Source organism: Myxococcus sp. CA039A (genome assembly GCF_013336645.1).
GTDB lineage: Bacteria > Myxococcota > Myxococcia > Myxococcales > Myxococcaceae > Myxococcus > Myxococcus llanfairpwllgwyngyllgogerychwyrndrobwllllantysiliogogogochensis.
The window spans coordinates 1-24,913 of sequence record NZ_JABUMQ010000033.1 but is presented as its reverse complement, the minus strand read 5'-3'; the positions used below and the strand labels follow the sequence as shown (position 1 = coordinate 24,913).

Below are 24,913 nucleotides of genomic sequence, written 5' to 3'. Positions count from 1 at the left end.
TCCTCGGAGGCTACTGCCCCCAAGAAAGCTGGGCGCCGGTTTCGAGCCTCACCCCTCCCCGAGACCACAGTGTCTCGCCCTCGCGCACATGCGTCACGGGCCGCAGCACCCCCAGCGCCACGCGCAACTCCGCCGCGAGACGCTCGGTGAACCGCCACCGAAGCTTCATCCGGGCCCACCCCGCGGGAGACACCTGGGTACCGGTCCGGCCCGACGCCCAGGCGTCCTCGAGTCGGAAGGTGTGGAGGACGAGGCCCGCGCCCACACCCGGTTCGAGCTGCAGGCGCTCCGCCACGGGGAGCCGATAACTGAAGAAGGCGCCACCTTGCGCCTCGAACACGGTCAGCGCCGCATCGCGGGACACCCCGAGCCCCGCCTCCGCCTCCAGGCCGAAGGCCCCCAGGCTCCGCCTGACGGAGAGCAGGAGGTGTGGATCGACTCCAGCTCCGTGCCAGAGCGTCCCCAGCCCCAGGCCCAGGTCCAGCTCGGGGCGCTCTGGGGCGGCAGCCACCTCCACGGGAGGCTGGAGCACGAACTCGGGCACAGGCGGCTCCGGATCGGGCAGAGGCGGCTCCGGCTCGGGCTGCACCGCCCGCGTCATCTCGGAGAGCTTCTGTGCGACTTCCAGATGAAGCTCCGCGATGGACCCCCGGCCCACTCGAACGCCCTGTTCCACTCGTTGCCGCGGCCCGACGGCCTCGAGCAACAGCCCTTCGGGAGTGCGGCTCGCACGCAGTCGAAGCTGGGCCGGACTCTGTGGGGAGACGACCGCGAAGCCCTCCTGAATCAGCCGCAGGGCCACCTTGCGCTCCAACTCCACCGCGTCCCACCGCCGATAGTCCTGCTCGGGAAGCGCGCGCAGGTCGAACGACACCGACACCACCGGGGACTGGGTCAGGGCGACGAGGGAGAACGCGCAGAGCAGAGCAAGCATGCGGTGATGGCGAGAGTACCGTCGCCCGTGGCCCACCGGGCAGGAAAGTATTTTCGGCTCCACGCGTAGCCAGGGACATGACGCTTCCTCGCTCCGTGGGCATCCTGCTTCTTTGCGCTGGCGTGGTCGCCTGTGAGGGCTCCGCCCAGCACACCCATCACCCCGGCGGAAACGAACCGGATCCGCCTCCGCCGGCCACGTCCGATTCCGTCCGTCCGGCGCCAGCGAAGTTCTCCTGTGACGCGAGCGCCGTCCCCTCGGACCTTCCGTTTCCACGGCTGTCCCGGACGCAGGTGATGAACTCGCTTCGCTTCTCTATTGCCCGTGCGCTGCCGAACGAGGCCGACGCTGTCTGGGAGAACCTCACGCCCCTCCTTGCCCGCTACCCCACGGACCAGCGCACTCCCGCGCCTGGTGACTTGAAGGGTGGCTTCAGCCGGCTGGACCAGTCCATCCAGCAGACCCAGATTGACGTCATGTATGACCTGGGCAACGCCGTGGCCCAGGAACTCACCAGCACCGACGCGCGCCGCAACGCGCTCCTGGGAAGCTGCGCGAGCGACAGCCAGACCGCCAACGACCGGGCCTGCCTGGAGACCTTCATCCGGGGATGGGGCTCCCGCGTCCTGCGCTACCCGCTGCCGACGGCGGAGGTCACCGCCTTCGCGGACATCGCCGGGGCCACGCCGGTGAACAGGGCGGCGGTGGCGGACGTCATCACCACCGTCCTGAACTCGCCCTGGTTTCTCTACCGCGTCGAGCACGGCACCGCCGCCGGCCAGCCGGTGATCCCCCTCTCCGCGTTCGAGCTGGCCGCGAAGCTGTCCTACCAGCTCTGGCAGGCGCCTCCGGACGACGCGCTCTGGGCCGCGGCGACCGATGGCTCGCTCCTGACCGAGAGCGGCTTCAGCGCCCAGCTCGACCGGATGATGAAGAGCCCCCAACTGCGAGGCTCCCTGGATGAGTTCGTCAGCGAGTGGCTGCGGCTCGAGGAGCTGCCATCGCTGGAGGCGCTCCGCAACGACCCGGTCTACCGGTCCTTCGTCGGAGCGCAGATGCCCTTGGACGCCACGCGCACCGCGATGTTCGAGGACGTCCAACTCTCCGCCTGGAACACCGTCGTGTCCGGTGGCACGGTGAGCGACTTCCTTCATGACAAGAGGTCCTACACGGCGGACCCCTTCCTGGCCGGCATCTACGGTGTCCCCGTCTGGAGTGGCTCCGGTCCGGCGCCGGTCATGCCGTCCCAGAACCGCGGCGGACTGCTGACCCGCGCGGCGTTGCTGGCCACGGGGACCCCGTCGACGCGGCCCATCCACAGGGGCTACCTGGTGCGAAACGCCCTGCTCTGCCAGCAAGTCGGGGCCCCTCCGCCCAATGCCAGCACCAGGCCGCCCGCGCCGACGGAGCGCATGACGACGCGACAGGTGGTGAGCCAGCTCACCTCCGGAGGCAGTTGTGGGGGATGTCATAACAACACCATCAATCCACCGGGCTTCGTGCTGGAAGGGTTCGACGCGCTCGGACGGGAGCGCGACGTGGAGCGGCTGTTCAACCCTCAGGGCCACGAGACGGCAACACCCTCCGTGGACACCTCGGCGGACGTGTTGCTCTACGACTCCGAGCAACGCGTCATCTCCAGCGCCTCGGAGCTGTCGCGGATGATTGACGACAGCCAGCTCTTCGAGTCCTGCGTCGCGCAACACTACTTCCGCTTCGCGCACGCTCGCGTGGAGTCCACTTCCCGCGATGGGTGCCTTCTTTCAGAGATGGAGACGGTCGCGCGCAGCGGCGCACCGATGGCCGACCTGCTGAAGACCGTCGTCCAGCATCCCACGTTCAAGCAGAGGAGCTTCCAATGAGCAACACACCTGTCTTCCGATGGGACCGCCGCATGTTCCTGCGCGGCGCGGGCGGAGCCGTGCTGGCGTTGCCGCTGCTCCCATCGCTCTTGAGCCCGCGCGAAGCGAAGGCCCAGGCCGCCGGGCGCCCGAAGTCCTTCGTGCATTTCCGCACCCCCCACGGCGCCATCTTTGGCGCGAGCATGTGGCCGGGGGACCCGGCGCTGACGCAGTCCCTGTTCTACGCGGACCACGACGTCCGGCGGGGAGACCTGGCCGCGACGGCCCAGGCGAACGGAGATGCGGTCATCAGCCGGGTGCTGACCGCGAAGTCGTCCGTGCTCACGCCCACGCTCATCTCGAAGATGAACATCCTGCGGGGACTCGATTTCCCCCTGTACATGGGTCACAACTTCGGCGCCCCGCTGGGCTACTACGACTTCGACAAGCAGAGGCCCGGCTCACCTCGAGCGACCATCGACCAGGTGATGGCCTACTCACCGGCCTTCTACCCGAGCGTCGCCTCCGTCCGGAAGCGAAGCGTCGCCATCGCCGGCGCAAGCACCTCGACCGGCAGTTGGGGATACAACACCCCCGGGGTTCGCTCCTCCGGAGTCGCCTCCAGCTCCATCGGCGGCACCGAGAGCTCGCTCGCCCTCTTCGACACCTTGCTGGCCGGTAGCAGCAGTCCCGGCACCGCCCGGACTCCCGTGGTGGACAAGGTCCTCGAAAGCTACCGGCGGCTGCGCAACGGCAACGGTCGGCTCTCGGCCGAGGACAGGGGGCGACTGGACCAGCACATCGACGCGGTCGCGGAGCTGCAGCGCCGGCTGGAGACCACCGGCACCGGCTGCCAGGTGCCGGCCCGTCCCACCACCGACAACCTGTCGCTGCGAAACTCCAGCTCCTTCGCGGGAGACCCGGCGAAGAACGTCGAGTACTTCCGGCTCATCAACGAAGTGCTCGCCGTGGCGATGAACTGCGGCGTCTGTCGCGTCGCCACCATCAGCATCGACGAGCACAACCAGAACCTGACCTTCACCCCTCGCGCGCCCCAAGGCGAGGACTGGCACAACAACGTCGTTCATCCCTCGACCGTGCCCGGGGCGAACCAGGACCTGGTGGTCCAGTTCAACCAGGTCTTCTTCTCGCAAGTGTTCCTCGACCTCGTCTCTCGCTTCGAGCGGTTCTCGAACGGCGCGGGCGGAACCCTGCTGGATGATTCGCTGCTCGCGTGGGGGCAGGAGAACGGCAACACGCCCCATTTCTCCTTCTCCGTCCCTGTGGTGACGGCCGGGAGCGCGGGGGGCGCCCTCAAGACGGGCAACTACTGCGACTACCGGAACATCACTCGCAAGGTGAGCGGCGACTCGAGCACGGGCAGCGAGGGCAGCTTCCTGTGGTCGGGCCTCCTCTACAACCAGTGGCTCGGCACGGCGCTCCAGGCAATGGGCATCCCGCAGGCGGAGTGGAACGAAACCGACCACTCCGGCTACGGCTGGAAGGCGTCGTACCAGTCCACCTACGAGTACCTCTTCACGAACAAGGGCTTCAGCTCGGCACAGGCCTATCCAGCGGTGATGTGGCAGAAGGCAGGAGAGCTGCTGCCGTTCCTCTCGCCCTGACAGACGTGAGTCCCGGCATCCAGACTGTCATTTCGAACCCGGCTCCAGCTTCCGCAATTCTCGCTCCGCGTGCTTGCGTTGAGCCGCGGTGCCCTTGCGCTGCAGGAAGGACCGATAGGCCTTGATGGCCTCAGGTCCCTTCCCCATGTCCCGAAACAAATCGCCCCGATTCAGGTGGAGCACGTTGCGCTCGTGGCCCGTCTCGGTGAGCAGCGCCAGGCATTCGTCGAGGACGGCCTCGGCCTGTGACCACTCCTTCTGGGACCACAGCGCGAAGCCGAGGTTGTTGAGGATCTCCGCCCGGAGGTCGATGGTCGCATTCAACTGCTGGTTCATCTGCTTCCTCAGGCTGGCGTCCTCCACGGTGATCGCGGCCAGGGTGCCCTCAATGGTGAGCCGGCCGCTCTCGAGCCATGTCCGGTACAGCGTGGTCCACGCCGCGAGCGCCGCCTTCTGCTGCCCCGCTCTCCACTGAGTGAGTGCCTCCTCGTTCGCGGCGAGCAGGCCCTGGTGGGTGCGACGGAAATCCTCCAACTCATTCAGGTTCTCGTCCTCCCACTTCTTCGTCAGCCTTCCGTCCTCTGCCATCTCCTCGAACTCCGGGAGGGAGTATTCGCGCCCCATGTACGCCGAGCACTTGACGCCAGCCTCGCCCGTCTGCGCGAACGTGCAATCACAGGTCGGAAGCGCGGTGCCTCCGCCCGTCCAGCTCATGGAGTACACCGTCTGGGGGAGTTCGAACTCCGTTTCTCCGAAGGAGATGGTCTCATCGAGACACCCGCAGAGCTCCCGGGTCATCGCCTCGCTGGCGGTGGCGTTCACCTCGGAGGTGAGGCTGTCGACGACCCACAGGCCGCACTCCTTCTGGGACGCGGCGAGCAGCCAGCGGGAGTTGGGAAGGTAGGACCAATTGAGCTTATGAGCCCCTCCGTCCCGGGGACCCAGCACCTTCTCCAGGGCGGCAGCCGCCGCTGGGAAGGTCTCCACGGGGGAGCGGGCCTCATCCGGGAAGAGGGAGACGACCCAGGCCTCCTTCACGCGCCGTAGCCGGAGCAGACACCGCTGAGCACCATTGCCAAAACGGACCGCGGCGGAGGTCGCGCTCTCGGGCTCGGGGGTAAGCCGAGAGACCTTGCCCATCTCCGGACAGCCATTGAGGGGCTGACTCGTTCGTACCACGGCCGGGGCAACGGGCTGCCCCGTGCGTGGGTCCACCACGAAGAAGGCGTCATGGAACGGAGGAGTATCCGAGGACTCGCGGGTCCGTGGGCTGGGGACGACGAAGTAGCCCACGCGAAGTCCGGCCTCCGGGAGTTCGACCCAGAGTTCCTCCAAGAGGAAGCGTCCGCCGCGCCAGTCCTGGAAGGCGGGGGTCTTCTTGAGGTTCGCCGACGAAATCTCCGGGGAGGTCGCGGGCGCGATGGCGACAAGGAGTGGCAGGAGGAATGAAAGCATGGGCCGTCTGTGACTGTAGTTCTCGCACTGCCTTCGCGCGAAGTCCGGAACGCAGCGGTTCGTGTCGCTGAGGTTGAGCCACGGCGTCTCGGGCGACCAGGTGGTCACCGCGATGGAGAAGCTCAAGCAAGAGGGCAAGTACGGCTACAGCGACCTGCGCGCCGTCCTGGACGACAAGGGCGAGGGATTATTCAAGACGCAGAAGGAAGTGGGCGCAGGAGCCGGAGGACGACCAGAACCGTCCCGTCAACGACCCCAGGCCCGGGTTCATCGACGCGCTTCGACTGGCGCTGCAGCCCTGACCCGGCGCGGGCCCGTGCCGTCACGCGGTCCGCGGGGCGGCGTTGAACACCGCTCGTTGCGCGGCGAACGCACGCTTGTAGGCGGGCCGCGCTTCGGCGCGGGCGATATAGGCGGCGAGGTTCGGATACGCCTCGAGAATGCCCGACGTCTGCAGTCTGCGCAGGACCGTCACCATGAGGATGTCGGCCGCGCTGAAGGCGCCGCCTAGCCAGTCCGCGTCGCCGAGAAACGCGGAGAGATCATCCAGCCGTTTCCGGATGAGGGTGTCCAGCGCGCGCAGGCGATGCTCGTACCAGGGCTGGTCGCGCTCGAGAATCATCACCAGACTGCGGTCGAAGATGGGCGGCTCGACCGTATTGAGCGCCGCGAACATCCACGCAATCACGCCCGCCCGGCCATTCGCGTCTTCCGGCAGCAGGCCGGCATGGCGCTCCGCGATGTGGAAGACAATCGCGCCGGACTCGAACAAGGCGAGATCGCCCTCCTCATAGGTCGGAATCTGACCGAACGGATGCAGCGACTTGTGCGCGGGCTCCTTCATCGCCTCGAACGACAGCAGACGGACGTCGTAGGGCTGGCCCACCTCTTCCAGCGCCCAGCGCACCCGCATGTCCCGCGCCAATCCGTTGCCGCGATCAGGTGAGCGTTCAAAGGCGGTGATGGTGATGGTCATGTCCTGCTCCTTGCCCTCACCAATATCACTCCCGTCAGAGTGACTGGATGAACTTGAGCAGGGCCGCCCTCTGGGAGCCGCCCAGGGTGCGGAAGGCCTCCTTGGAGGACTCAGCCTCTCCACCGTGCCACAGGATGGCCTCGGAGAGGCTGCGAGCACGGCCGTCATGCAGATAGGCCTCCCCGCCGCTGACGCCAGCCGTCAAGCCAATGCCCCAAAGGGGTGGCGTGCGCCACTCCGCTCCCGTGGCCCCCTCCTCGGGGAGGTTGTCCGCCAGCCCCGGTCCCATGTCATGCAACAGCATGTCGGTGTAGGGACGAATCACCTGGCTGCGCAGCTCGGTGTGGGGGTGATACGGGCTGGTCGCCAACGTCGCGACGTGGCACCGGGCACAGCCCACGCTGCCGAAGAGGCCCTCCCCTTGAAGCGCCACAGCGTCATTGAGATTGCGGCGCGCGGGGACCCCGAGCAGGGCGACGTAGCGAACCATCTTATCCAGGTCCGCGTCAGCCAACTCGGTGCTTGCTCCGACACAGGTCTGTCCCGAGCCGCAATCCGGAACCGGGAAGACAGACGTGGTGACGCCAAGATCGACATTGAGCGCGCTCGCGATCTGATGCCTGAGCCTCGCTTTGCCCGCCTTCCAACCGAAGCGCCCCATGCGCGGCTGGCCCGTCTGTGGATCAACCACGGTCTGCATGCGACCCGAGATGCCGTCGGCATTGGCGTCGTTGGGGTCGGCGAGGCTGGCAATCATGGTCTCATCGAGCGCCTCCAAGAGTCCCATCCCGACCAGGGGCGGAGTGATTCGGGCCGAATGGTACGTGGGAACGGGCCCCGTGAAGCTGTAGAGGGGGCGCCGCAACTGATAGCCCGTGCCATCACCGAACGTGCCGCCCGTCACCGCCCAGCCCGAGATGCTCACGTTGCCCTCGGGGCTCCCGTTGGTGCTCTGCGGTTGCAGGACCCACCCCAGTGCAGGATGCGCCGTCACGGTGGTGCCGACCGCTCCCACTCTGACGGTATAGAGGAGAGGAGGCGCGAGGACGACGTGGCCAGGATTCCCTCCACTGGCACCACCGCCGTTCACCGTGAAGCTCACCGGGGACGTCGTGCTCAGCCCCCCCGAGGTGTTGCCGATGGTGAAGTGGTACTGGACGGCCGTGCCCGCCGGGATGTTCTTGAGGAGATGGGTGTTCGCGTTGGAGCTGTCATGCGCCATCCGGAAGCTCTGCTGGGCGCCTCCGTTGAGCTTGTAGTGAAGGTCCGCCCAGGGCGCGTCATTCACATAGAACCGCAAGGTATACACGGACGTCGCCGGGCCGGGAGGAAGCCCGCGGCCATTGTTGGTGTGGCAGGCCACGCAGCTGCGACCGATATAGGAGGGCCCGAGCTTGTTCTGCTGCGCGGTGAGGCTTGGGTTGCCAGCCTCCGAGTGGGAGCCATCGCTGAAGTCGGTGTGATGCAGGCGCCGCCCCTCGACGAATGGCTGGGCGTTCCCTGGCGCCGTGTTCGTCGCCATCTGCTTGAACAGGTGCGCCGGCTCGTTCGAGTAGCTGTAGCCAAGCGTCGTGCGCCCCCCCAGCCAGGCTGTCTCCGGCAGGGGAAACGAGTCCAGGTTCGAGCCCCTTCCTTCCCAGGGCACCATGCCGCCCTGGCCCACGATGTAGAGGAACGCCGTCCCGTAATAGTTGGCGCGTCCCACGACGGGAGGGAGCAGGAACGGGCTGATTTCAATCTCCATGCGGTCGCCCACCTGGATCCGCCGGTTCTCCTTCGCATTGTAATTGATGGTGGCCGTGTAGCGCAGTGGATCCACCTGCGTCATGTCCACGTTGAACCAATACTGAGAGAGCACCGCCTGCCCCTGGTAGAACGCGCGGAAGTCCGGCGTGTCCAAGGGCCAGAGCGTGGTGATGTTGACGGTGATGTCGCCGCCCCCCTTGGCGACCCTGTCGATGATCTCAATGCCGTGGGTGCGGTATTCGAAGTACAGCGGCAGGTAGTGCTCGTAGCTTTGGAACTGAGATTCACGGGCGTGGCGATCACGCGACCGGTCCGCGAGGCGGGTGATGAGCGCCGTCGGCGTATCCACCACGACCGCGGGTTCCAGCGGGGTGCTGGAGTCGAAGAGCGGGACCACCGAGAGCATGGATGCCGGCATCGAGGAAGGCGCGGGCTGAGCTTCATCGCGCTCAGCTTGGGGCGCGTTCCCGCAGGCGCCGATGAACACCCCCATGATGGCCAGACTCCAAGCCGCCGCTCGTGTGCTGGAAGGTTCTCTCATGCCATGAAGTCTATCGCATCAAAAGCGGGAATAGACTGATTTCGAGCTTAACTCGCCATGTATATGGCGTCTGTGTGGAATGAGATAATCGAGCGGCTTGCTCGGGCGCGCCCTGGCGTCATCCGTCTGGATGACGCACATCGCCCATACACCAGCGCTACAGGAACTCGTCCCCTCCCCCAGCCTCCGGCTCCTGCGCGGAGAGCAGAACATTCCCGGGCCGCTGCTCCACGCGGAGGCCCAGGCCCAGGGCCGTCAACTCCTCAAGCGCGGCGAGGGCCTCCATGACGGGCTGGACATCCGCGACCCGGGCAGGCACGGCGATGCGTTCCAGACGCGAGCCCACCCGCTCCAGCAGCACGTGCGGAGGGAGTGCCTCGATGTATCGGCCATACAGATAGGCGGGCGCGCTCAGCTGGGCGACCTCGGAGGGCGAGAGGGTCGCGACACTCGTATCGAAGCGCGCCCCCACCTCCTCCACCGAAGTGTCCTGACGCCACAGTCCGAGAAGGGAGCGCAGGAAGTCCATCAACGGTTGCGCCCGGGACGAGCCCAACTTCGCCGAGGCAACCTCCAGCGCCCGCTCGGCGCGTGCGATGTCCGGCTCGACGAAGAACAGCGGCAGCACTTCTTCGATGCCTGGGGTGTAGAGGGGTTCGGCGAGTTGCTCCGGAGCCCCCGCGAACGCGCGCAGCGTCTCGGGTTCGAGCGGCTCACCCGCGAGCCACCGGCACCACAGCGCCTCCAGCGAGCCCGCGGCGAGCGAAGCGCGGCGCAGCAGATGGGGTCGTGCCTGCTCCACGCCTCCGAACAACAAGACGGTCACCAGGTCCGCGGTGCAAGGCCCCTCCGGGAACTCGAGCGCATCAGCCCCCGTCCAGCGCGCGTACCGTTTGCGCTTCAGGTCGCGCTGGACCTCGCTCGCCACCTCGCTCCACGCGGACCAGGGCACACCCAGCGCCGCGTAGTCCTTCCGGAGTCCCTCATCCGCGGGGGCAGAGACCTCATTGGGGCGCTTCTTGAAGTCGGTCCGCACGCGCTTGAGTTCCTTCGCGAGCGCGGGCAGCTCTTCCGCCGGACAGCCGCCAGTCAGGAGCCGGAGGCGGGAGATGGGGACGCCGGGCAGCTTGAGCAGCCAGGATTTGAACGCCGACCAGGCGGGTGCGGAGAGGTCTCGGGATTCCACGGTCTGTCCTCGTTCAGGCGCCAGGCCCGCGCCCCCGCGATGAGTCGCGGGGCCATGTGGCCTGCCTGGTCCATCATGAAAGTTTGCTCCGCTGGTGGCTACGCCCTGGGCCTGTCCCCTCGGGGCGTCCAGGCCTTGTCGGCACATGTGGTCGGTCGAGCGCCGGCGTGGGCCCGGAGGGCGTGGTGTGCCCCCATTTTCTGTCAGCCCCTCTCAGCCGAACGATATGCTGAACTCATGGAGACGCGGACTAACTGGCTCTTGATTCTTCTACCCTTCGCGGGATTGGTCTCGCTCTGGCTCGTCACGAACGCACGCGAAAAGCAAGTCGCCAAGAAAGTATACCAGGCCGTGGACGAAGGCCGGCTGAGTGACGTCAAGTCCATGCTCTCAAAGCATGCCTTTCCAAACCAGCGCACAGTCGTCGTCGCGACCTCCATCGTCAGAGCCGTTCAATCAAGACAACCTGCGATCCTCGACTTTCTTCTCAGCAAAGAGCTGAAACCCATATCACTCACTCAGAAGCTTGATTCATTTCTTCACGAGCAGTCGCTGAGAGGTGGCTGGAGGGGCGTTGTTCTCTGGCAGTCGCGAACCTCACACATGTTCGAGCCTTGGAGAGACCTGAGCAAAAGCGATAAACTCAAGCTGAGAAGCAGGGCCTCTCGCGGCGACACGGTAGAAACGGCAAAGGCCCATCTTCGTGGCGAACGTGGACGATGGACCGTCCCATGAAGAGGGAGAAGCTCGGCCACCCTGCATGAGTGCGTCAAAACGCGCATCACGACGGTGATCGATGCTCACGGCGAGCCGCCTTCCCCCCACTGAAGGAGCGCGAGTCAGCGCCGGGCGGGAGGGAGGCTCACCTCCGTCTTGCCGGGGGATGCGACGCCCTCACTCCTCGCGAACGCGCTCGGCATCAACCTCCCCGGCTCCAACCCGGATGGCGGCACCGCGGCGCGCTGAACCGCCCCTGCCGCTCCGTCTTCCGCCGTTCGGAGGCTGGGTGTACGCTCGGTGTCGCAGCGGTAGATGTCCTCCCCCTCATCGGATTTCCCTGATGCGCGACGGTGATGCCCTCAGTGAGGTCTGCCGCAGACTGGGACCGGCCATCTACCGCCGGTGTCTGAAGATCCTGCGCAACCCAGATGAGGCCGCGGACGCCTGTCAGAAGGTCTACATGCAGTTGGTGCGTCATCGCTCCCGGCTTCCTCCGGAGCCCGAACAGCTGCGCTGGGTCTACGTCGTCGCGACACGGGTGTGTTTCGCCCAACTGCGCGACGATGCCTGGGAGACGGCGAGCGGGGCGGAGCTGAACCACGACGCGCCCGCGCCCACGGACAGCTTCGCGGAGGTGGCCGACCGGCAGATGGCGCTCAAGGCGCTCTCCTGCGCCACGGAGCACGAGCGCATGGTCGCGTGGCTCGTGCTCGTCGATGGCCACTCCCAGGAGGAGGCCGCCGAGCTCCTCAGCCTCTCGCGCAAGACGGTCGGCAAGCGCATCCAGCTCTTCCTGGCGAACGCCCGCCGAGGGGTCTTCGAATGAACGCGGCACGGACGGCGCAGTGCCCGAGCGACCTCGCGCTCGAGGAGCATCTGCTCCACGCGAATCCCGCCACTGCCCGGCACATCGCCGGGTGCGCCCATTGCCAGACCTGGGAGCGGTCCGCCGAGGAGGCCTCGCGCGCGTTCGCCCTCGAGAACCCTCGCTGGATGGCGAAGACCCAGGCCAGGTCCCGGCCTCTGCCGCGATGGGCGCCACTGCTGCCGGCGGCCGCCCTCGCCGCGGCCGCCCTGTTCTTCCTCCGCTCCCCTCCCCCGGAGTCCCCGCTCTATGCGACCAAGGGCGAGGAGCTCACCGTCTACATCGGAGGGCAGGGAGCGCCGCGAGCCGCGACCCAGGGCGAGCGGGTGCGACCAGGAGAGGCGCTCCGCTTCCAGGTCGCGCCGGGCGCGGCGGCCTTTGTCTGGATTGCCTCCGTCGACTCGACGGGCGCCGTCTCCCGCCTCGTGCCCGCGGAAGGGACGACACCACTCGCGGTGGACGGGACACAGCTGCTTCCGGGCAGCGCGGTGCTCGATGCGGCTGAAGGCCCGGAGCGGATCTGGGCGGTGATGTCGCGGGAGCCCCTGAGCTGGGCCGTCGTGGAGCAGGCCCTCCAGGGGAGCCCGGTGCGAGACCCCACGGCGGTTCACATCCCCGGCGCTCGTACCGCCACGGTGTTGCTCGAGCGCGGCGCGCCATGAGCCGGCTTGCGTTGCTCCTCGCGTACCTCTTCGCGGCCTCCGCGAACGCCCAGTTGCCCGAACGGCGCTTTGCTCTCGCGGTCGGCGGCAACGTGGGCGCACCGGGCCACGCGCGGCTCCGCTTCGCGGAGGCGGATGCCTCGCGCTTCGCGGACACGCTGAAGGAGCTCGGGGGCTTTCACGGCGAGGACGTGCGCGTGCTTCATCAGCCCACTCGCGCGCGGCTGCTCGCGGAGGTGCGAGCGCTTGAACAGCGCATCGCCGAAGCGGCCCGCCACTCCTCGCGGCGAAACCTGCTGCTCCTCTACTGGTCCGGGCATGCCACGGAGCAAGGCCTGGAGCTGGGAAGCGAGAGCCTCTCCTTCGCCGAGCTGAGGAAGCTGCTCGGGGCCTCGCGTGCGCACGTGCGACTGGCTTTCGTGGATGCGTGCAGGTCCGGAGGGCTCATCACCCCGAAGGGGGCGAAGGCCCTTCCCGGTGGCTTCGCGCTCGACGTCACGAGCGACGAGTCCCCGGATGGGACCGCGATTCTCGCGTCCTCGGGTCCAGGGGAGAACGCGCTCGAGAGCGCGGAGCTGCGCGGGAGCTTCTTCACGCACCACCTGACGGCCGGGCTTCGCGGCGCCGCGGACGCCGATGGAGACAGTCGCATCACGCTCCAGGAAGCCTATCGCTATGCCTATGCGAAGACCGTCTCCCACACGGCCGAGGTCTCCGGAGTCGCGCAGCGCCCGACGTATGCCCTGGACCTGAAGGGAAAGGGAGAACTCGTGCTCACCGAGCTGCGCCACGCGGACGCGCGTCTCGTCTTCGCTCCGGGGACGGAGCCCGACAGACGCTGGCTCGTCGTGCGCGACGAGGGGCTCGGCGAGGTGCTGGAGCTCCGAGAGGACCCGGTGAAGCCACGGCAGCTCGCGCTGCGTGCCGGAAGCTACCGGCTGATTCGCACGACCGCGGACGATGTCCGGACCGGCGCCTTCGCACTCGTGCGCGGGGAGGAGCGGACGGCCACGACCGTCACGCTGACGCAGCGGCCTTTCGCCGAGCGCGGAGAGAAGGGAGGCGAGGCCGTCGGACGGGAGCTGGAGTTGTTCGCCGCGGTCGGTCTCAACACGCCGCCACTTCGGGGCATGGGACTTGCGCCCGCGCTGGTGCTGGGAGGGGACGTCGCGATGGGGACATCCCAGACGCTGCGGCTCCGCGCGAGATACCAGGACGGCCGGGGCCAGGATGCCGGGCTGCCCTATGCGCTCCGGAGCCTGGGCGGGGATGTCGCGTGGCTCTGGAGGCTTCCTGTCCGGGGGCTCGAAGCCGGTGGCCGGCTGGGTGCGGATGCGGTCCGGCAGTCGGTGGCGAGCACGTCGGAAGGGACGGCGTTCCGCGGACGCGTGGGGGCGGTGCTCTCCCATGCGCTGCCCCTCGGGGGCCGGGTCTCCTGGTTCTCGGAGGTGGAGGCACAGCTCGCCTCGTTCAGGCTGAATGACCGCGTGGTCCTTCGGCCCGCGGTCGAAGCCGTCACCGGCCTGGGCTTCCGACTCTGATGCGTGACGTCCTCCTCGTCGTGGCCCTGGGCCTCTTCGCGTGCGCGTGTGGTGAAGGCCTCTTCGATGCACGCGGGCGGCCCGACGTGCGTGTCATCGGGCGCGAAGGCGGCACCGTCACCTCCCGCGATGGTCGCCTCCGGGTGACCCTTCCGCCGGGAGCACTCGAGAGCGAGGAGACCGTCTCACTCCGGGAGCTGGGGGTGCGGAGCTGGTCGGTGGGGGTGGCTTATGCCCTGGAGCCTTCCATGCGGACGCTCGCCGTCCCCGCGCGGGTGGAGATGCGCGCCGAGTCGGCCCCGGGCCACCGTGGCCCCGCCGCGCTTGTCCGGATGACCCGGGATGGCCTCCCGGCCCCGATGGCCGGTTCCTGGAGCGAAGGGACGCGGAGCTTCGGCCAGCTCTCCGCGCTCGAGGACCTCGGGCTCGCGCAGCCCCTGTGCTCCGAACCCATCGAATGCGCGGATGGCTTCCGGTGCGAGGACGGCGCGTGCAAGTCCTGTCCCGCCAACGTCTCCTGCCGGGCCAACCCGGGCCTTCCCGGCCCGCGGAATACCGGCGTCCCCCCGGGCGCGACCCTGGTCCGGCATGAGGGAGACGTCGTGCTGGACACGCCGGGGGCCGTGCTCGAGGACCGGGACATCCACGGTCGACTCATCATCCGCGCGAACGACGGCACCGTACGCCGGTGTGTCGTGCACGCGCCGGTACCCCGCGAGATTGACGGCATCATCAACGTCTCAGGGGCGACGGGCGTCCTGCTGGAGGACATCGAGGTCTTCGCCGAGGAGTCCTCGACGCTCCAGTGGGGCGTGGTGGGAGGAGGCTTCACCGCGCGCCGGCTCGACGTGCATGGGGTGGTGGTGGGGATGGGCCTGCGGTCCGGCGCTCGGGTGGAGTCCTCGTGGATCCACGCACTGGACCCGGTGGGCGCCCAGTACGGCATCAGCATCTTCGAGGGGCGAGACATCGGCATCTACGACAGCAACGTGCATGGCCCGGGGGAAGACATCGGCGCGGCGGTCTTCGTGAACCAGCAAGTGGGGCCCACGCGCGACGTGAGGGTAGAACGCAACCGGCTCGACCGCGGCAGTTGCATCGTGAACCTGGGACATGCGGGCGGCACAAGCCTTCAAGGCATGGTGGTGCGCAACAACGTCTTCGGCGCCCGGACGGTCTACGACTGCGCCGTGCTCGTGAGCACCCAGACGCAGCTGTCCGCCGAGGGCAACGTCTGGGAGGCCACGGGCGTGGAGGTCCCCATCGAGCGACACGATTGAGACCTCCGGGATGCCGCCCTGACGCTGCTCGCTAGTTCGACGGAGGAAGGACCGTTCCGTCCTCCCAGGTGTTGTTGGACCAGACGTTCCCCGGCTCCGAGGTGTCGAAGCTGGTGATGGCCCCGTACCAGCCGCAGCGCCCGCTCTGACCGCGACCGAAGACATTGCCGATGAAGCGGATGTTGTTCGTCGCGCCCGAGTACGGCTTGCCCTGGGACGACCCGCCATAGGCGCAGAAGCCGCCCGTCGTGCCGGGGAAGAAGTTGTTCTCCACCAGGTTGTTCTCCACCGGAGCGAAGTCGCCATAGCCGGTGAGCGCCGCCGAACAGCCCGCGTCGGGCGGCACGTCCGGCGCGTCGCAGATGATGGTGTTGTGCCGGAGCGTGACATTCCGGCCCATCCGGATGCCGGACTCGTGCGCGGTGCCCGTCTCGTCCGTCATCTGGCCATGGACGTAGGAGTCGCGAATCTCGCAGTCGTGCCAGCAGTGGATGGAGCGATTGCCACCCTGCACGTGCACGCGAACGGCGGTGAAGTTCACGGCGCCTACTCCCGTGACGATGCGGTCACCCGCGTCGACGTGGGAGTCGGTGAGCGTGAAGGAGAAGCCGGTGGAGTTCTCGTCGGTGGAGACACTCCCGTTGATCTTCGAGTTGCGGATGATGACGCCCGCCGCGCGGATGGTGAGGTCGCAGTTCACCGTCTTGGAGTCGATGAGCGTGTTGGCCACGGTGATGGAGCACGCTCCGGTGTAGGGCGTGAGCTGCGTTCCCGCCGGCACGCCCGTATTGCTCGCGTTCGGAAAGCCGCCGGCCGGTGGGCTGGAGCCGGTCGTCGCCGTGACGGCGTTCGAGTCGGCGCTGAGATTGCCCGCGGCATCACGCGCCTTCACCAGGTAGCTGTAGGCCGTGGCCGCCGTGAGGCCCGTGTCCGAGTAGGTGCGGCTCGACGTGGAGGCGATTTTAACGCCATCGCGGAAGACGTCGTAGGCCGCGACGCCGACATTGTCCGTGGAGGCATTCCAGCCCAGGTTGATGGCGCTCGCGGACGCCGCGGACGCGACGAGTCCCGAGGGGGCGGTCGGCGCCTGGGTATCCGGCGAGGGCTCGGTGCTGTCCGGAAGGAAGACCACATCCACGGCGTAGTCGGTGTTCTGGTAGCCCTGCGTCGGAAAGCCGCCGCCATAGCGATAGACGCCGTTGACCCCGTCCACGCCCGATGCGAGTCCCCGGATGGGGCCGCGTGACTTCTCCGTGTTGAAGCCACCCACGGTGGCGCCATACCGTCCGGCCGCCGCGTAGTACGACACGACATAGGTGGTCCCCGCGATGACGGTGATGGGGGAAGCAAAGCGCACCGTCTGCCAACCCGTCGTCGTCTCGCTCGAGGAGGTCGCCTCCGCGAGCTTCGCGCCCGCCCGGTTCCACAGACTCACGCGGTGCGGACCGGCATTCTGGGCCCCTCCCTTGAAGAAGCGCACGCCACGGACCGTGCCCGGAACGGACACGCGGAACTTCATCCCCAGCTCCACCGCACCGGTATCGCTGTCCATCGCGATGGTGGGGCGCGCCGAGTCGAGGAAGAGCGAAACCTCGCCCGCCTCGAGGGCCTGGTGCTCACCGGCGAGCGACTCCTGGCGCGGGGAATCGTCCACGGTGCCGGCGGAACAGGCGGACAACACGATGAAAAGGACCGCTGCAAGACTCCGAACTCTCATGGGCACTGCCTCCGAAGGATTTCTTTTCGGGCGGCTAATGCGCGAGCCGCGATTCATGGGAACCCGAAGCGCACGAAAAAGCCCTGGCACCTTTCTGTCGGTGAAAGTCCCTGAAAGCTGCCCCGCGAAAAACCAGGCAGCTCCAGGCACCTGATAGAACGCGACGCTATTTCTTGCAGGTCGTCGCCGCATCGACCTTGGCCACGTCGGCGCCCCACAGGCAGACGATGCGGTCCAAAGCCACGCCGCTGCGGGAGTTGCTGAAGAAGACGATGCCGTCGCCGGATTGCGGACGCATCAAGAAGTAGGCGCGGAAGCCGGCCTGGTTGCGTCCATCATGACCGACGGCGGTGCTGCCATCACCGAGGCGTTCGATGAAGTGGCCCAGGCCGTAGGCCGGCGCATCGGGCGCGCGCGGCGTGCTCAGTTCCGCGGGGGTATACAGCTGGGCCAGTTGCGCCTGGCTCAGTGGATGCGCGCCGGCGGTGTTCGTCATGCCGGCAATCATCCAGCGGGCGAAGTCGCGGACGTTGGTGGTCAAGGTCGACGGCGCCTGCTCGACGTAGTAGCGCATCGGCACCGGCGCACCATCGTCGCCGTGTCCCTGCGCCGCGACGGCCAGCACCTCCGGCGTCATCGCGACGCTGCTGTGTTTCATGCCCAGCGGCCGGAACACCAGCTCACGCGCCAGGTCTGAATACTTGCGCTTCGTGGTCCGCTCGATGGCCAGTTGCATCAGGGTGTAGCCGCCGCCGGAGTACTGGAGTTTCGCACCGACCGGTGCGAACAGCTCCACCGCGCCGCGTCCATTCGTCTTGCCGGCCAGCGACTCCTCCAGGCTCGGCAGCTCCTTGAAGTCGAGCCACCCCTGATACCCACCCAAGGTCGTGCCCGCGGTGTGCGACAGCAGGCGACGGATTGTGATGAGTCGATGGTCGAACTGGCTCTGCGCCAGCGGCCACGGCGACAGCATATCGGCCACGGGCTTATCCAACTGCACGCGGCCCTGCTCGGCCAGACGCATCGCCACCCAGCTGGCGACCGGCTTCGCCAGGGAGGCGGCGCTGAACACCGTGTCGGGGGTCACCGGCACCTTGCCCGCGTGGTCCGCGAAGCCGAAGCCCTTGGCGTAGACCAGCTTGCCTCCGGCAATCAGCCCCACCGCCGCGCCTGGGATACGGGCTTCTTTCATGAGGGCCGGCACTTCGCGCTCGATGACCTGGGCGAACGGCGGCGCCGCGACGGCCGGCACGGCGAGGGGGCCTGGCCTGGCCTGGAGGCCCTGGGCCTGGGCGAGGGACAGCGGAAGGATGAGGGTCAGCAGGAGCACGGCACGCATGAGCGTTCCTCCGAAGGGGGGTCCGGAGAAGAGGATGCGGTAGCCGGCGCGGAGCGTGGGGTGCCCGTCGCCCAACGTCTCACAGCGTCGCCGGAGTGCACGTGGGGCGGCGCCGCGCGGAGGCAGGCAAATGCATGTCATGGACATTGTGTCCATCGTCCTCGAGCGCTTGTCGGCTGGTGGTCTGAGGACGCCGGCCATCAAGGTGTTGCGCGCAGAGCCGTTGCGGGCAAGGAGAGGTGTCGTTCATTCCATGGGGGGGACGGTCCATTCCGGGCTCCATCCTGCTCCTCGGGGGAAGACACTCGATGCGAAGCCGTCCTGGTATGCCGTGGTCGTGGGGGCTGGGCCTTGCGCTGGCCTTGTCGCTGGGGGCGTGTGGCGTGGAGCCGTTGGAGGAGAAGGTTCGTCTTCCGGAGGATGGGGCGCTGACGAGTGAGCGTCTGGACGCCTTGTTGGCGTGGGACCCGTATGCGGATGCGGTGGCGTCCGGCACCACGGCGACGGTGCTCAACGCGAGCGCGGCGCTGGGCGCTCCGGACGGGCAGGCGGCGACACTGCTGGGCTTGCTCAACTCGGCGCTGGTCCTGGACCTGGGCCAGGGAGAGGAAGGCAACGGCGACCTGCGCGTCTACTACCAGGGTCTGTCATTGGCGCTGGTGGCCCAGGTGGACTTCCTGAAGGCGGATGGGACGTTCATTGGCTCCAGTTCGTTGCACCTGGTGGAGCTGGGCCTGGGGACGCATGTCGCGGTGGCGACGTACCCGGGGAACCAGCCCTATCGCTACGTGCGACTGAGGGGCGCGGTGCTCGCGCTCTACCTGGTGGACGCGGTGGAGACGTCGCTGCGGCCCATCTGTGGTGATGGGGTGATTGGTGGGGTCGAAATCTGTGACGACGGCAATCAGCTCTCTGGAGACGGCTGCAGCAGCGTCTGCAAGGTGGAGCCGGGCTACACCTGCACGGGACAGCCGAGCGTCTGCGACAACAACTCAGCGCCCACGGTCGAGGACGTCCACACGACCACCCCCGAGGACACCTCGGTGAACATCACCATCCCCGCGGCGGACCCGGATGGCGACGCGCTGGTGTTCTCCTACACCTCGCCGAGCAACGGCACGCTCACAGGCACGGGCGCGACGGTGACGTACACCCCGAACGCGAACTTCGCCGGAGAGGACACCCTCCAGGTCACGGTCTCCGACGGCGAGGAGCAGGCAACGGCCACCGTCTCGGTGACGGTGACGCCAGTCAATGACGCGCCCGTGGCTGCCTCCGCCTCGGTGACGGTGAGCTACAACACGTCGACGCCCATCACGTTGGCGGCCACGGACGTGGACGGGGACGCGCTCACGTACACGGTGACCGTTCCTCCCTCTCACGGAACCCTGTCTGGGACGGGCGCCCAGTTGCTCTACACGCCGGCCGTGGACTTCCATGGGGAGGACTCGTTCACCTTCACGGCCAGCGACGGCGCACTGACCTCCAATACCGCCACGGTCAACATCACCGTCAGGCCTCCGCCCTTCTGCGGCGACGGCAACACCGATTCAGGTGAGGTGTGTGACGACGGCAACCGCGTCGCGGGGGATGGCTGCCGGGCGGACTGCCAGGGCGTGGAGGTGTGCGGCGACGGCCTGGTCGACAGCGCCACGGGAGAGCAGTGCGATGATGGCGGCACGACCCCAGGGGATGGCTGCGACGCCACGTGCCAACTGGATGCCTTCTCGAATGTGCCCCCCACGCTCATCAGCGGGACGCTGAACTGCACCACGGCCAACTCGAACATGGGGCGCAAGGCGGCGGTGGATGCACTGGGGCGCTTCTACGTCATCATGCGGTGTGGTGGCGAGGTCCATGTCAGCGTGAGCGTGGACCGTGGCCTCACCTGGGTGGAGCCCACTTCCCTGGGAATCACCAACGCGGCGGAGGTCGCGATTGAAGGCGGCCCCACGGGAGTCGCGTACGTCGCGGCGACGGCGAGCCCGGGCGTGGTGCTGTTCACCCGGACCGTCGACGCGGGAGCAAGCTGGGAGGCGCCGCGAACCATCAGCACCGCGGCCAACCCCAGCATCAGTATGGATTCCAGGGGCGACGCCCTCTACATCTCCGTCTCGCGAGGCAGCGCCGGGGTGCGCGTCCTCCGGAACTTCGCGCGAGGCGCGAACGACTTCAGCGTGACGGACGTGAATCAGCCCAATGCCTACTTCGACGTCCTCGTGGACAAGGTCAGCGGAGATGTCTTCTCGGTGAGTGACTCCCCCGCCTTCCACATCAGCGGCAGCAGCGACCAGGGGACCAGCTTCGGCCCGCTGAGCTCCCCGCCGGGGCAGGCTTTCTTCTCGGACTGGACGGGCTCCAACGGCTTCATCTACGCCACGGGCACCAACGGGGACAACAACGTGGACGTCATCCCCATGTCCGCGCCGGGGACGAGCACCCAGGTGCCGGGCCTCCCCACGGACGTCACGTCCGCTCCTTCTAGGGCGATTGACGCGGACGCGCTCGGCAACGCGTACATCGCCTCCCAGCGGGGGACGGGCGACATCCAGTTGGACCGAATGCTCGTGGGGGCCACCCTGATTCTGGCCACGGATGTCAGAACGGTGGGAGCGGGCGCCGTGCCAGCGGTCGCGGCGCTCCCGTCGAACGGCGGCGCCCTGGTGGCCTATACGAACGGCACCAGTGTCTACGCCTCGGTAGTGGTCTACTGAAGCTGAAGCCACCGAGTCACGGATGCGCGCCTCCCAGGGACTTCGGGAGGCGCGCATCCAGTTCGCCGTGAGTGGGACCACGCCTTCGAGCGGCGTTCCGGAGGGACGAAACCGCGTCCCACGAGGACGCAATCGCTCCTCCACGCAGCGCATCACCGGGCGAACACAGCCTTGCGCCATGTTGGACTGTGCATTGCACTGCACTCCTGCCCACTTCGGAGGAACAGCCGCGTGCATGAACTCAACAAGAGGTTCAAGGCAGACCCGCTCGGTTTCATGAATCGGCTCATCATGGTCACGCTGCCGGCCCAGCCCTGCCCGACCTGCCATTGCGTGATGGACCTGGGTCAGGGGGGCTGGGCGGTCGACAACGTCTATGCCCGCCCGGAACCGATGGTGCTCACGTTTGACTTCGTCGCGGGAGCCTTTGGCGGCAACATTCCCGCGGGACAGACCTTTGGCCAGGCACTGGGAGCAGCGGCACCGGCCGGCCTGGCCTTCACCAACGCGGCTGCCAATTACGCGGCGCTGCAGGTGATGAAGGTCGGGCTCGCCCGCGTCGCGAATCCCGTGGGGCGGTGGACCCGCCAATACACCGCATACTGGCTACCCTGGGCGACGCAGGGCGCGAACGAACTGCATCTGAATGACCCGCACGTCAGGTTCTTCTTCACCGCCATGTTCAGCGGCTGCACGTTCTGCGTCGCCACGCCCGCGGGCGGCGCGGGGCCGGCCAACGTCTGGGTGACACACATTGCCTGGGATCCTGGGGTCAACGCACCCGCAGCCTGGGGCGGGGCAGCGCTCGCTGGCGGCGTCAACATTGATGCCCGGAGGCTCAGCGCGGAGCGCGCCTTCTACACGGCCCGGATGGGCGCGGGCACGAATGTGCGGTCGGTGGCCCTGCGCCCCGATGCGCTGCCCGGCTTCGCCGGCGTGCCGCCGGTGGCCGCCGTCCCCATCACGGCGCTCGGCGGCCCACTCCCCGCGATGCATGGCCGGTACTGCTACGGCGACAACCCCGCGCTCGTCCCCAATCCAGGCATCGCCTTCATCGCGGGATGGCGGGACGACAATGACCACTGGCACTTCGCGGTTCAAAAGCACCCCGGGGGCTTCACCGCGCTAGGAGCACCGATGCAGCGCGCCGTACACACCATCGTGCCGCAGGGCGTGCAACAGTTCTTATGAAGCGCGTCAAGGCGGGTGAGCACGGCATCCGGACAACGGGGCTCGGAGGGACCAGCGCGGTCACCGTCAGGAGACATCATTCAGGAGCAGGGACCAGGGCGGCCCGGGCGAACACAGCGCCCACCCGGGCTCCTATGCGGCCTTCGTATTGGTCCCGGATGGAAACAACATCGAGGTCGTGAACCACGGACCGACACGGCGCACGGCCGCGTCGGTCATCCTCACCCTGGCGGGGTGACGCCTCGACCGCTCAAACGACCGAGAAGTTCGAGAACATGACGCGGACGTCCGCCTGGGAGGGGTCCCCCTTCCGGAGGAGGTCCGCGAGTTCCTTGCCTCCCTTTACTTTTGTCCCGTCCAGCTTCTTGAGCAGGTCGTCGCGGAACTTCTGCCCCAGGTCCTTCCAGTCCTGCTGGTTGTACCAGTCCTTGCCGTCGCTCATCCGCGGGAACTCAAGGGAGGTATCGTTCATCGTGTTCGTCACGATCATCGTGAGCGGGTCCTGGGGGTTGCCCTGGGCCTGCTTGATGAGCTGCGTGAGCGCCTGAGGGTCCTTGAGTCCGAACGCCTGGGCGGCCTTCGCGTATGCGGCCGTGGCGGTGGAATTGAGGTCCACCTTGGGGTCGGTCGACCCCGCCAGGTTCTGGATGTCCTTCGGCGTCAGTCCCGCGTTGATCAACCGCTCGTGGTCCTCGCTGCCCGCCTCGACGATGTTCTTCGCGGCGCTCTCATCGATCTGGGCGGCCTTCTGGACCAGCGCGGTCCGCTCCTCCTTCAGTTCCTTCTTCGAGTCATCCCCGGAGAAGAGCCCGCTGACCATGCCACCGAGGAGGTGGATTCCCGCGCCAACGCCACTGATGACGGCTCCCGCCGCGGTGCCCAGCACGGGGACGAACTGGAGGGCATTGCCCGCCAGCGAGATTCCCGTTCCCATCACCTGCATCCACGCGCCAGGGTCGCCCTTGTTGTCCTTGAGCTTCTCCACGTCCTTGCTCATCTGGAGACCATTGAGCGCGAGCCCCACACCCGGCGCCATGCGCGCCGCGAACTTGGCCGCGTTGTGGGCAAAGGGCCTGGCGCTGCTCATGGTGTTCAGGACGCCCGCCGTCACCTCCAGGCCGCTATTGGCGAACGCGGCGGACTTGATGATGGCGTCCGGATACTTCCCATCCTGGAAGGCGCTCACTGCGCCGAAGCCCGACTGCACCACGCCCGCGATTCCCAGAGCCTTCATGAAGCCGTTCTGGTCCTTCCAGTTGGTGAGGAAGTTGTTGGCCAGCGTGTCGTAGTTGCGGTGGTTGACGGCCGTGCCCAACGCGGTCTGGAAATCCTTGACGGCGCCGGGAATCGCGGCGAGCGCCTTCGCGTCCCGCAGAGGGACGAGGAGCGAGGTCAGCTCCTCCGACGCGGCCTTGCTATCCGCCTCGATGGCGGCGGGGTCGTCGTCCTTCGTCCCCGGCGCGGCGGGGCGATCCTTGCCCAGGATTTCGGCCTGGGCGTTGGGGAGGGCGGGAGTGAGGATGTCATCTTGGAGCTTGGTCTCGAAGTCCTTGCCCTTCGCGGACTGGAGCGTCCTCATGACGGGGTTCTGATCCAGGGGGAGCTGGCTGATGTTGCCCACCCAGCGGATGGCGTCATCCGCGTGCTGGCCGCTCTTCGCCAGTGACTGGTAGCCGTCGTACAGCTCCTTGATGGCCTTCTCGTCTCCGGCGACGGCGAGCGTCTCCAACGAGCCCCGGGACGACTCCAACGTCGAGGCGAGCTTGTCGGCAGCCTGCGTCTCCGCGTCGTAGACGTCCTTGTGCTTCGCGCGGTACTCGTTCTTGTAGGCCTCCAGTTGCTCGGGCGCCAGCGCCGCGCCGAACCGGGCGAGGTCCTCGTTCAGCCTCGCCTCCGCCTGGGTCTTCTTCTCGAGTGCCTTGTCGTAGTCCCCTCGGGCCTGGGAGACCCCGTCCTTGGCCTGCTGGGTCAGCTCGCTCAACCCCTCGACCGCCTTGGGCTTGATGGGCGCGAGCGCCTGGACCAGACCATCGGTGAGCACCCTGCACTGGCAATCATTCGTGAGTGACTTCAGGGTGTCGTCGAACTGGCCCAGGTCCTTCTCGTTCGGCAGCCCCTCAGCGAGGCGCTGGGAGATGACCTTCACTCCATCCGGCCCCGCGGCATCCGCCACACGGCCCAGCGCGGACAGGCTGTCGCGCACGGTGGCCTTGGACTTGTCGTCCTTCTTCTCCTTGTCGGCGATGTACCCCAGGTCCCCTCCGATTTTCTGGAGCGTCGCGTCCGACGCCTTGAGGAGCGCGTCCGCGTAGGCCTTGTCCCCCGGGCGGCTCGCCACCAGGGACTCCAGCTTCTTCGCAGCCTCGCCAGCGTTACTGGACCGGTAGACGTCCGCGACTGAAGCGGCATCCTGCTGCGCCTGCGCTTCGACGGGAGGCGGTGGAGGAGGAGGCGGTGCCACGTGCGTCGTGTCTTGCGCCGGCGGCGTGAACTCGTCCTTGAAGGGGGTCCCCACGGTCGCGCCGGCCGGAGGGGTGGCCTGATTGACAGGCGCCGCTTCCGGAGGGGGCGCAGCCGGGG

General features: G+C 67.6%; 17 protein-coding genes. 9 read left to right on the top strand and 8 right to left on the bottom strand.

Annotated elements, in window-relative coordinates; translation table 11 throughout:
* Positions 1–10: 10 nt before the first annotated feature.
* Entirely contained in the window at positions 11–934 is a 924-nt protein-coding gene (locus HR086_RS07995) for a hypothetical protein (protein ID WP_174458691.1), read from the bottom strand.
* A 77-nt stretch (positions 935–1,011) separates the two neighbouring features.
* Between HR086_RS07995 and HR086_RS07990 the strand changes: the two genes are divergently transcribed.
* Together HR086_RS07990 and HR086_RS07985 are read left to right on the top strand one after the other, a co-directional pair.
* On the top strand, positions 1,012–2,796 hold the full coding sequence (locus HR086_RS07990; protein ID WP_174465287.1) for a DUF1588 domain-containing protein: 1,785 nt from the start codon (positions 1,012–1,014) through the stop codon (positions 2,794–2,796).
* Positions 2,793–4,400, top strand: a complete 1,608-nt coding sequence (locus tag HR086_RS07985) for a DUF1552 domain-containing protein (protein WP_174458693.1) — start codon at positions 2,793–2,795, stop codon at positions 4,398–4,400. The genes HR086_RS07990 and HR086_RS07985 overlap by 4 nt, the downstream gene beginning before the upstream one ends.
* 27 nt (positions 4,401–4,427) lie before the next feature.
* Here HR086_RS07985 and HR086_RS07980 read toward each other — a convergent pair whose 3' ends face one another.
* From HR086_RS07980 to HR086_RS07965, 4 genes are all read right to left on the bottom strand, one after another.
* Positions 4,428–5,855 carry a tetratricopeptide repeat protein gene (locus HR086_RS07980; RefSeq protein WP_174458694.1) on the bottom strand — a complete coding sequence of 476 codons (1,428 nt, stop codon included), beginning with the start codon at positions 5,853–5,855 and terminating at the stop codon, positions 4,428–4,430.
* Positions 5,856–6,177: 322 nt separating this feature from the next.
* The gene (locus HR086_RS07975; protein ID WP_174458695.1) at positions 6,178–6,831 is read right to left on the bottom strand and encodes a glutathione S-transferase family protein; all 654 of its coding nucleotides are present in this window, start codon (positions 6,829–6,831) and stop codon (positions 6,178–6,180) included.
* A gap of 34 nt (positions 6,832–6,865) precedes the next feature.
* Positions 6,866–8,983 (bottom strand): di-heme oxidoredictase family protein, encoded by a 2,118-nt coding sequence (locus tag HR086_RS07970; RefSeq protein WP_373564272.1) that lies wholly within the window; start codon positions 8,981–8,983, stop codon positions 6,866–6,868.
* Between the two features lie 292 nt (positions 8,984–9,275).
* Positions 9,276–10,304, bottom strand: a complete 1,029-nt coding sequence (locus HR086_RS07965) for a hypothetical protein (protein ID WP_174458697.1) — start codon at positions 10,302–10,304, stop codon at positions 9,276–9,278.
* 237 nt (positions 10,305–10,541) lie between these two features.
* On the opposite strand from HR086_RS07965, the gene HR086_RS48375 reads away from it, so the two are divergent.
* From HR086_RS48375 to HR086_RS07940, 5 genes are all read left to right on the top strand, one after another.
* The gene (locus tag HR086_RS48375) at positions 10,542–11,039 is read left to right on the top strand and encodes a hypothetical protein (protein WP_254614836.1); all 498 of its coding nucleotides are present in this window, start codon (positions 10,542–10,544) and stop codon (positions 11,037–11,039) included.
* A gap of 325 nt (positions 11,040–11,364) precedes the next feature.
* The gene (locus HR086_RS07955) at positions 11,365–11,850 is read left to right on the top strand and encodes an RNA polymerase sigma factor (protein WP_174465285.1); all 486 of its coding nucleotides are present in this window, start codon (positions 11,365–11,367) and stop codon (positions 11,848–11,850) included.
* Entirely contained in the window at positions 11,847–12,551 is a 705-nt protein-coding gene (locus tag HR086_RS07950; protein WP_174465284.1) for a DUF4384 domain-containing protein, read from the top strand. Before HR086_RS07955 ends, HR086_RS07950 begins: the two co-directional genes overlap by 4 nt.
* Positions 12,548–14,092 carry a caspase family protein gene (locus HR086_RS07945; protein ID WP_174465283.1) on the top strand — a complete coding sequence of 515 codons (1,545 nt, stop codon included), beginning with the start codon at positions 12,548–12,550 and terminating at the stop codon, positions 14,090–14,092. The genes HR086_RS07950 and HR086_RS07945 overlap by 4 nt, the downstream gene beginning before the upstream one ends.
* A complete protein-coding gene (locus HR086_RS07940) occupies positions 14,092–15,372 on the top strand; it encodes a hypothetical protein (protein ID WP_174465282.1) in 1,281 nt (426 codons plus the stop codon). The genes HR086_RS07945 and HR086_RS07940 overlap by 1 nt, the downstream gene beginning before the upstream one ends.
* A gap of 31 nt (positions 15,373–15,403) precedes the next feature.
* Here the strand turns inward: HR086_RS07940 and HR086_RS07935 are convergent, their stop codons facing one another.
* Positions 15,404–17,089, bottom strand: a complete 1,686-nt coding sequence (locus HR086_RS07935) for a DUF4082 domain-containing protein (protein ID WP_174465281.1) — start codon at positions 17,087–17,089, stop codon at positions 15,404–15,406.
* Positions 17,090–17,255: 166 nt separating this feature from the next.
* A complete protein-coding gene (locus HR086_RS07930) occupies positions 17,256–18,428 on the bottom strand; it encodes a serine hydrolase (RefSeq protein ID WP_174465280.1) in 1,173 nt (390 codons plus the stop codon).
* Between the two features lie 326 nt (positions 18,429–18,754).
* Between HR086_RS07930 and HR086_RS07925 the strand changes: the two genes are divergently transcribed.
* Both HR086_RS07925 and HR086_RS07920 read left to right on the top strand, forming a co-directional pair.
* Positions 18,755–21,142, top strand: a complete 2,388-nt coding sequence (locus HR086_RS07925; protein WP_254626238.1) for a tandem-95 repeat protein — start codon at positions 18,755–18,757, stop codon at positions 21,140–21,142.
* Positions 21,143–21,373: 231 nt separating this feature from the next.
* Complete coding sequence (locus tag HR086_RS07920) at positions 21,374–22,333, top strand: hypothetical protein (protein ID WP_174465278.1); 960 nt, start codon at positions 21,374–21,376, stop codon at positions 22,331–22,333.
* 250 nt (positions 22,334–22,583) lie between these two features.
* Here HR086_RS07920 and HR086_RS07915 read toward each other — a convergent pair.
* Positions 22,584–24,913 (bottom strand): hypothetical protein (locus HR086_RS07915; RefSeq protein ID WP_217441719.1); only part of this gene is annotated, 2,330 nt, incomplete at its 5' end.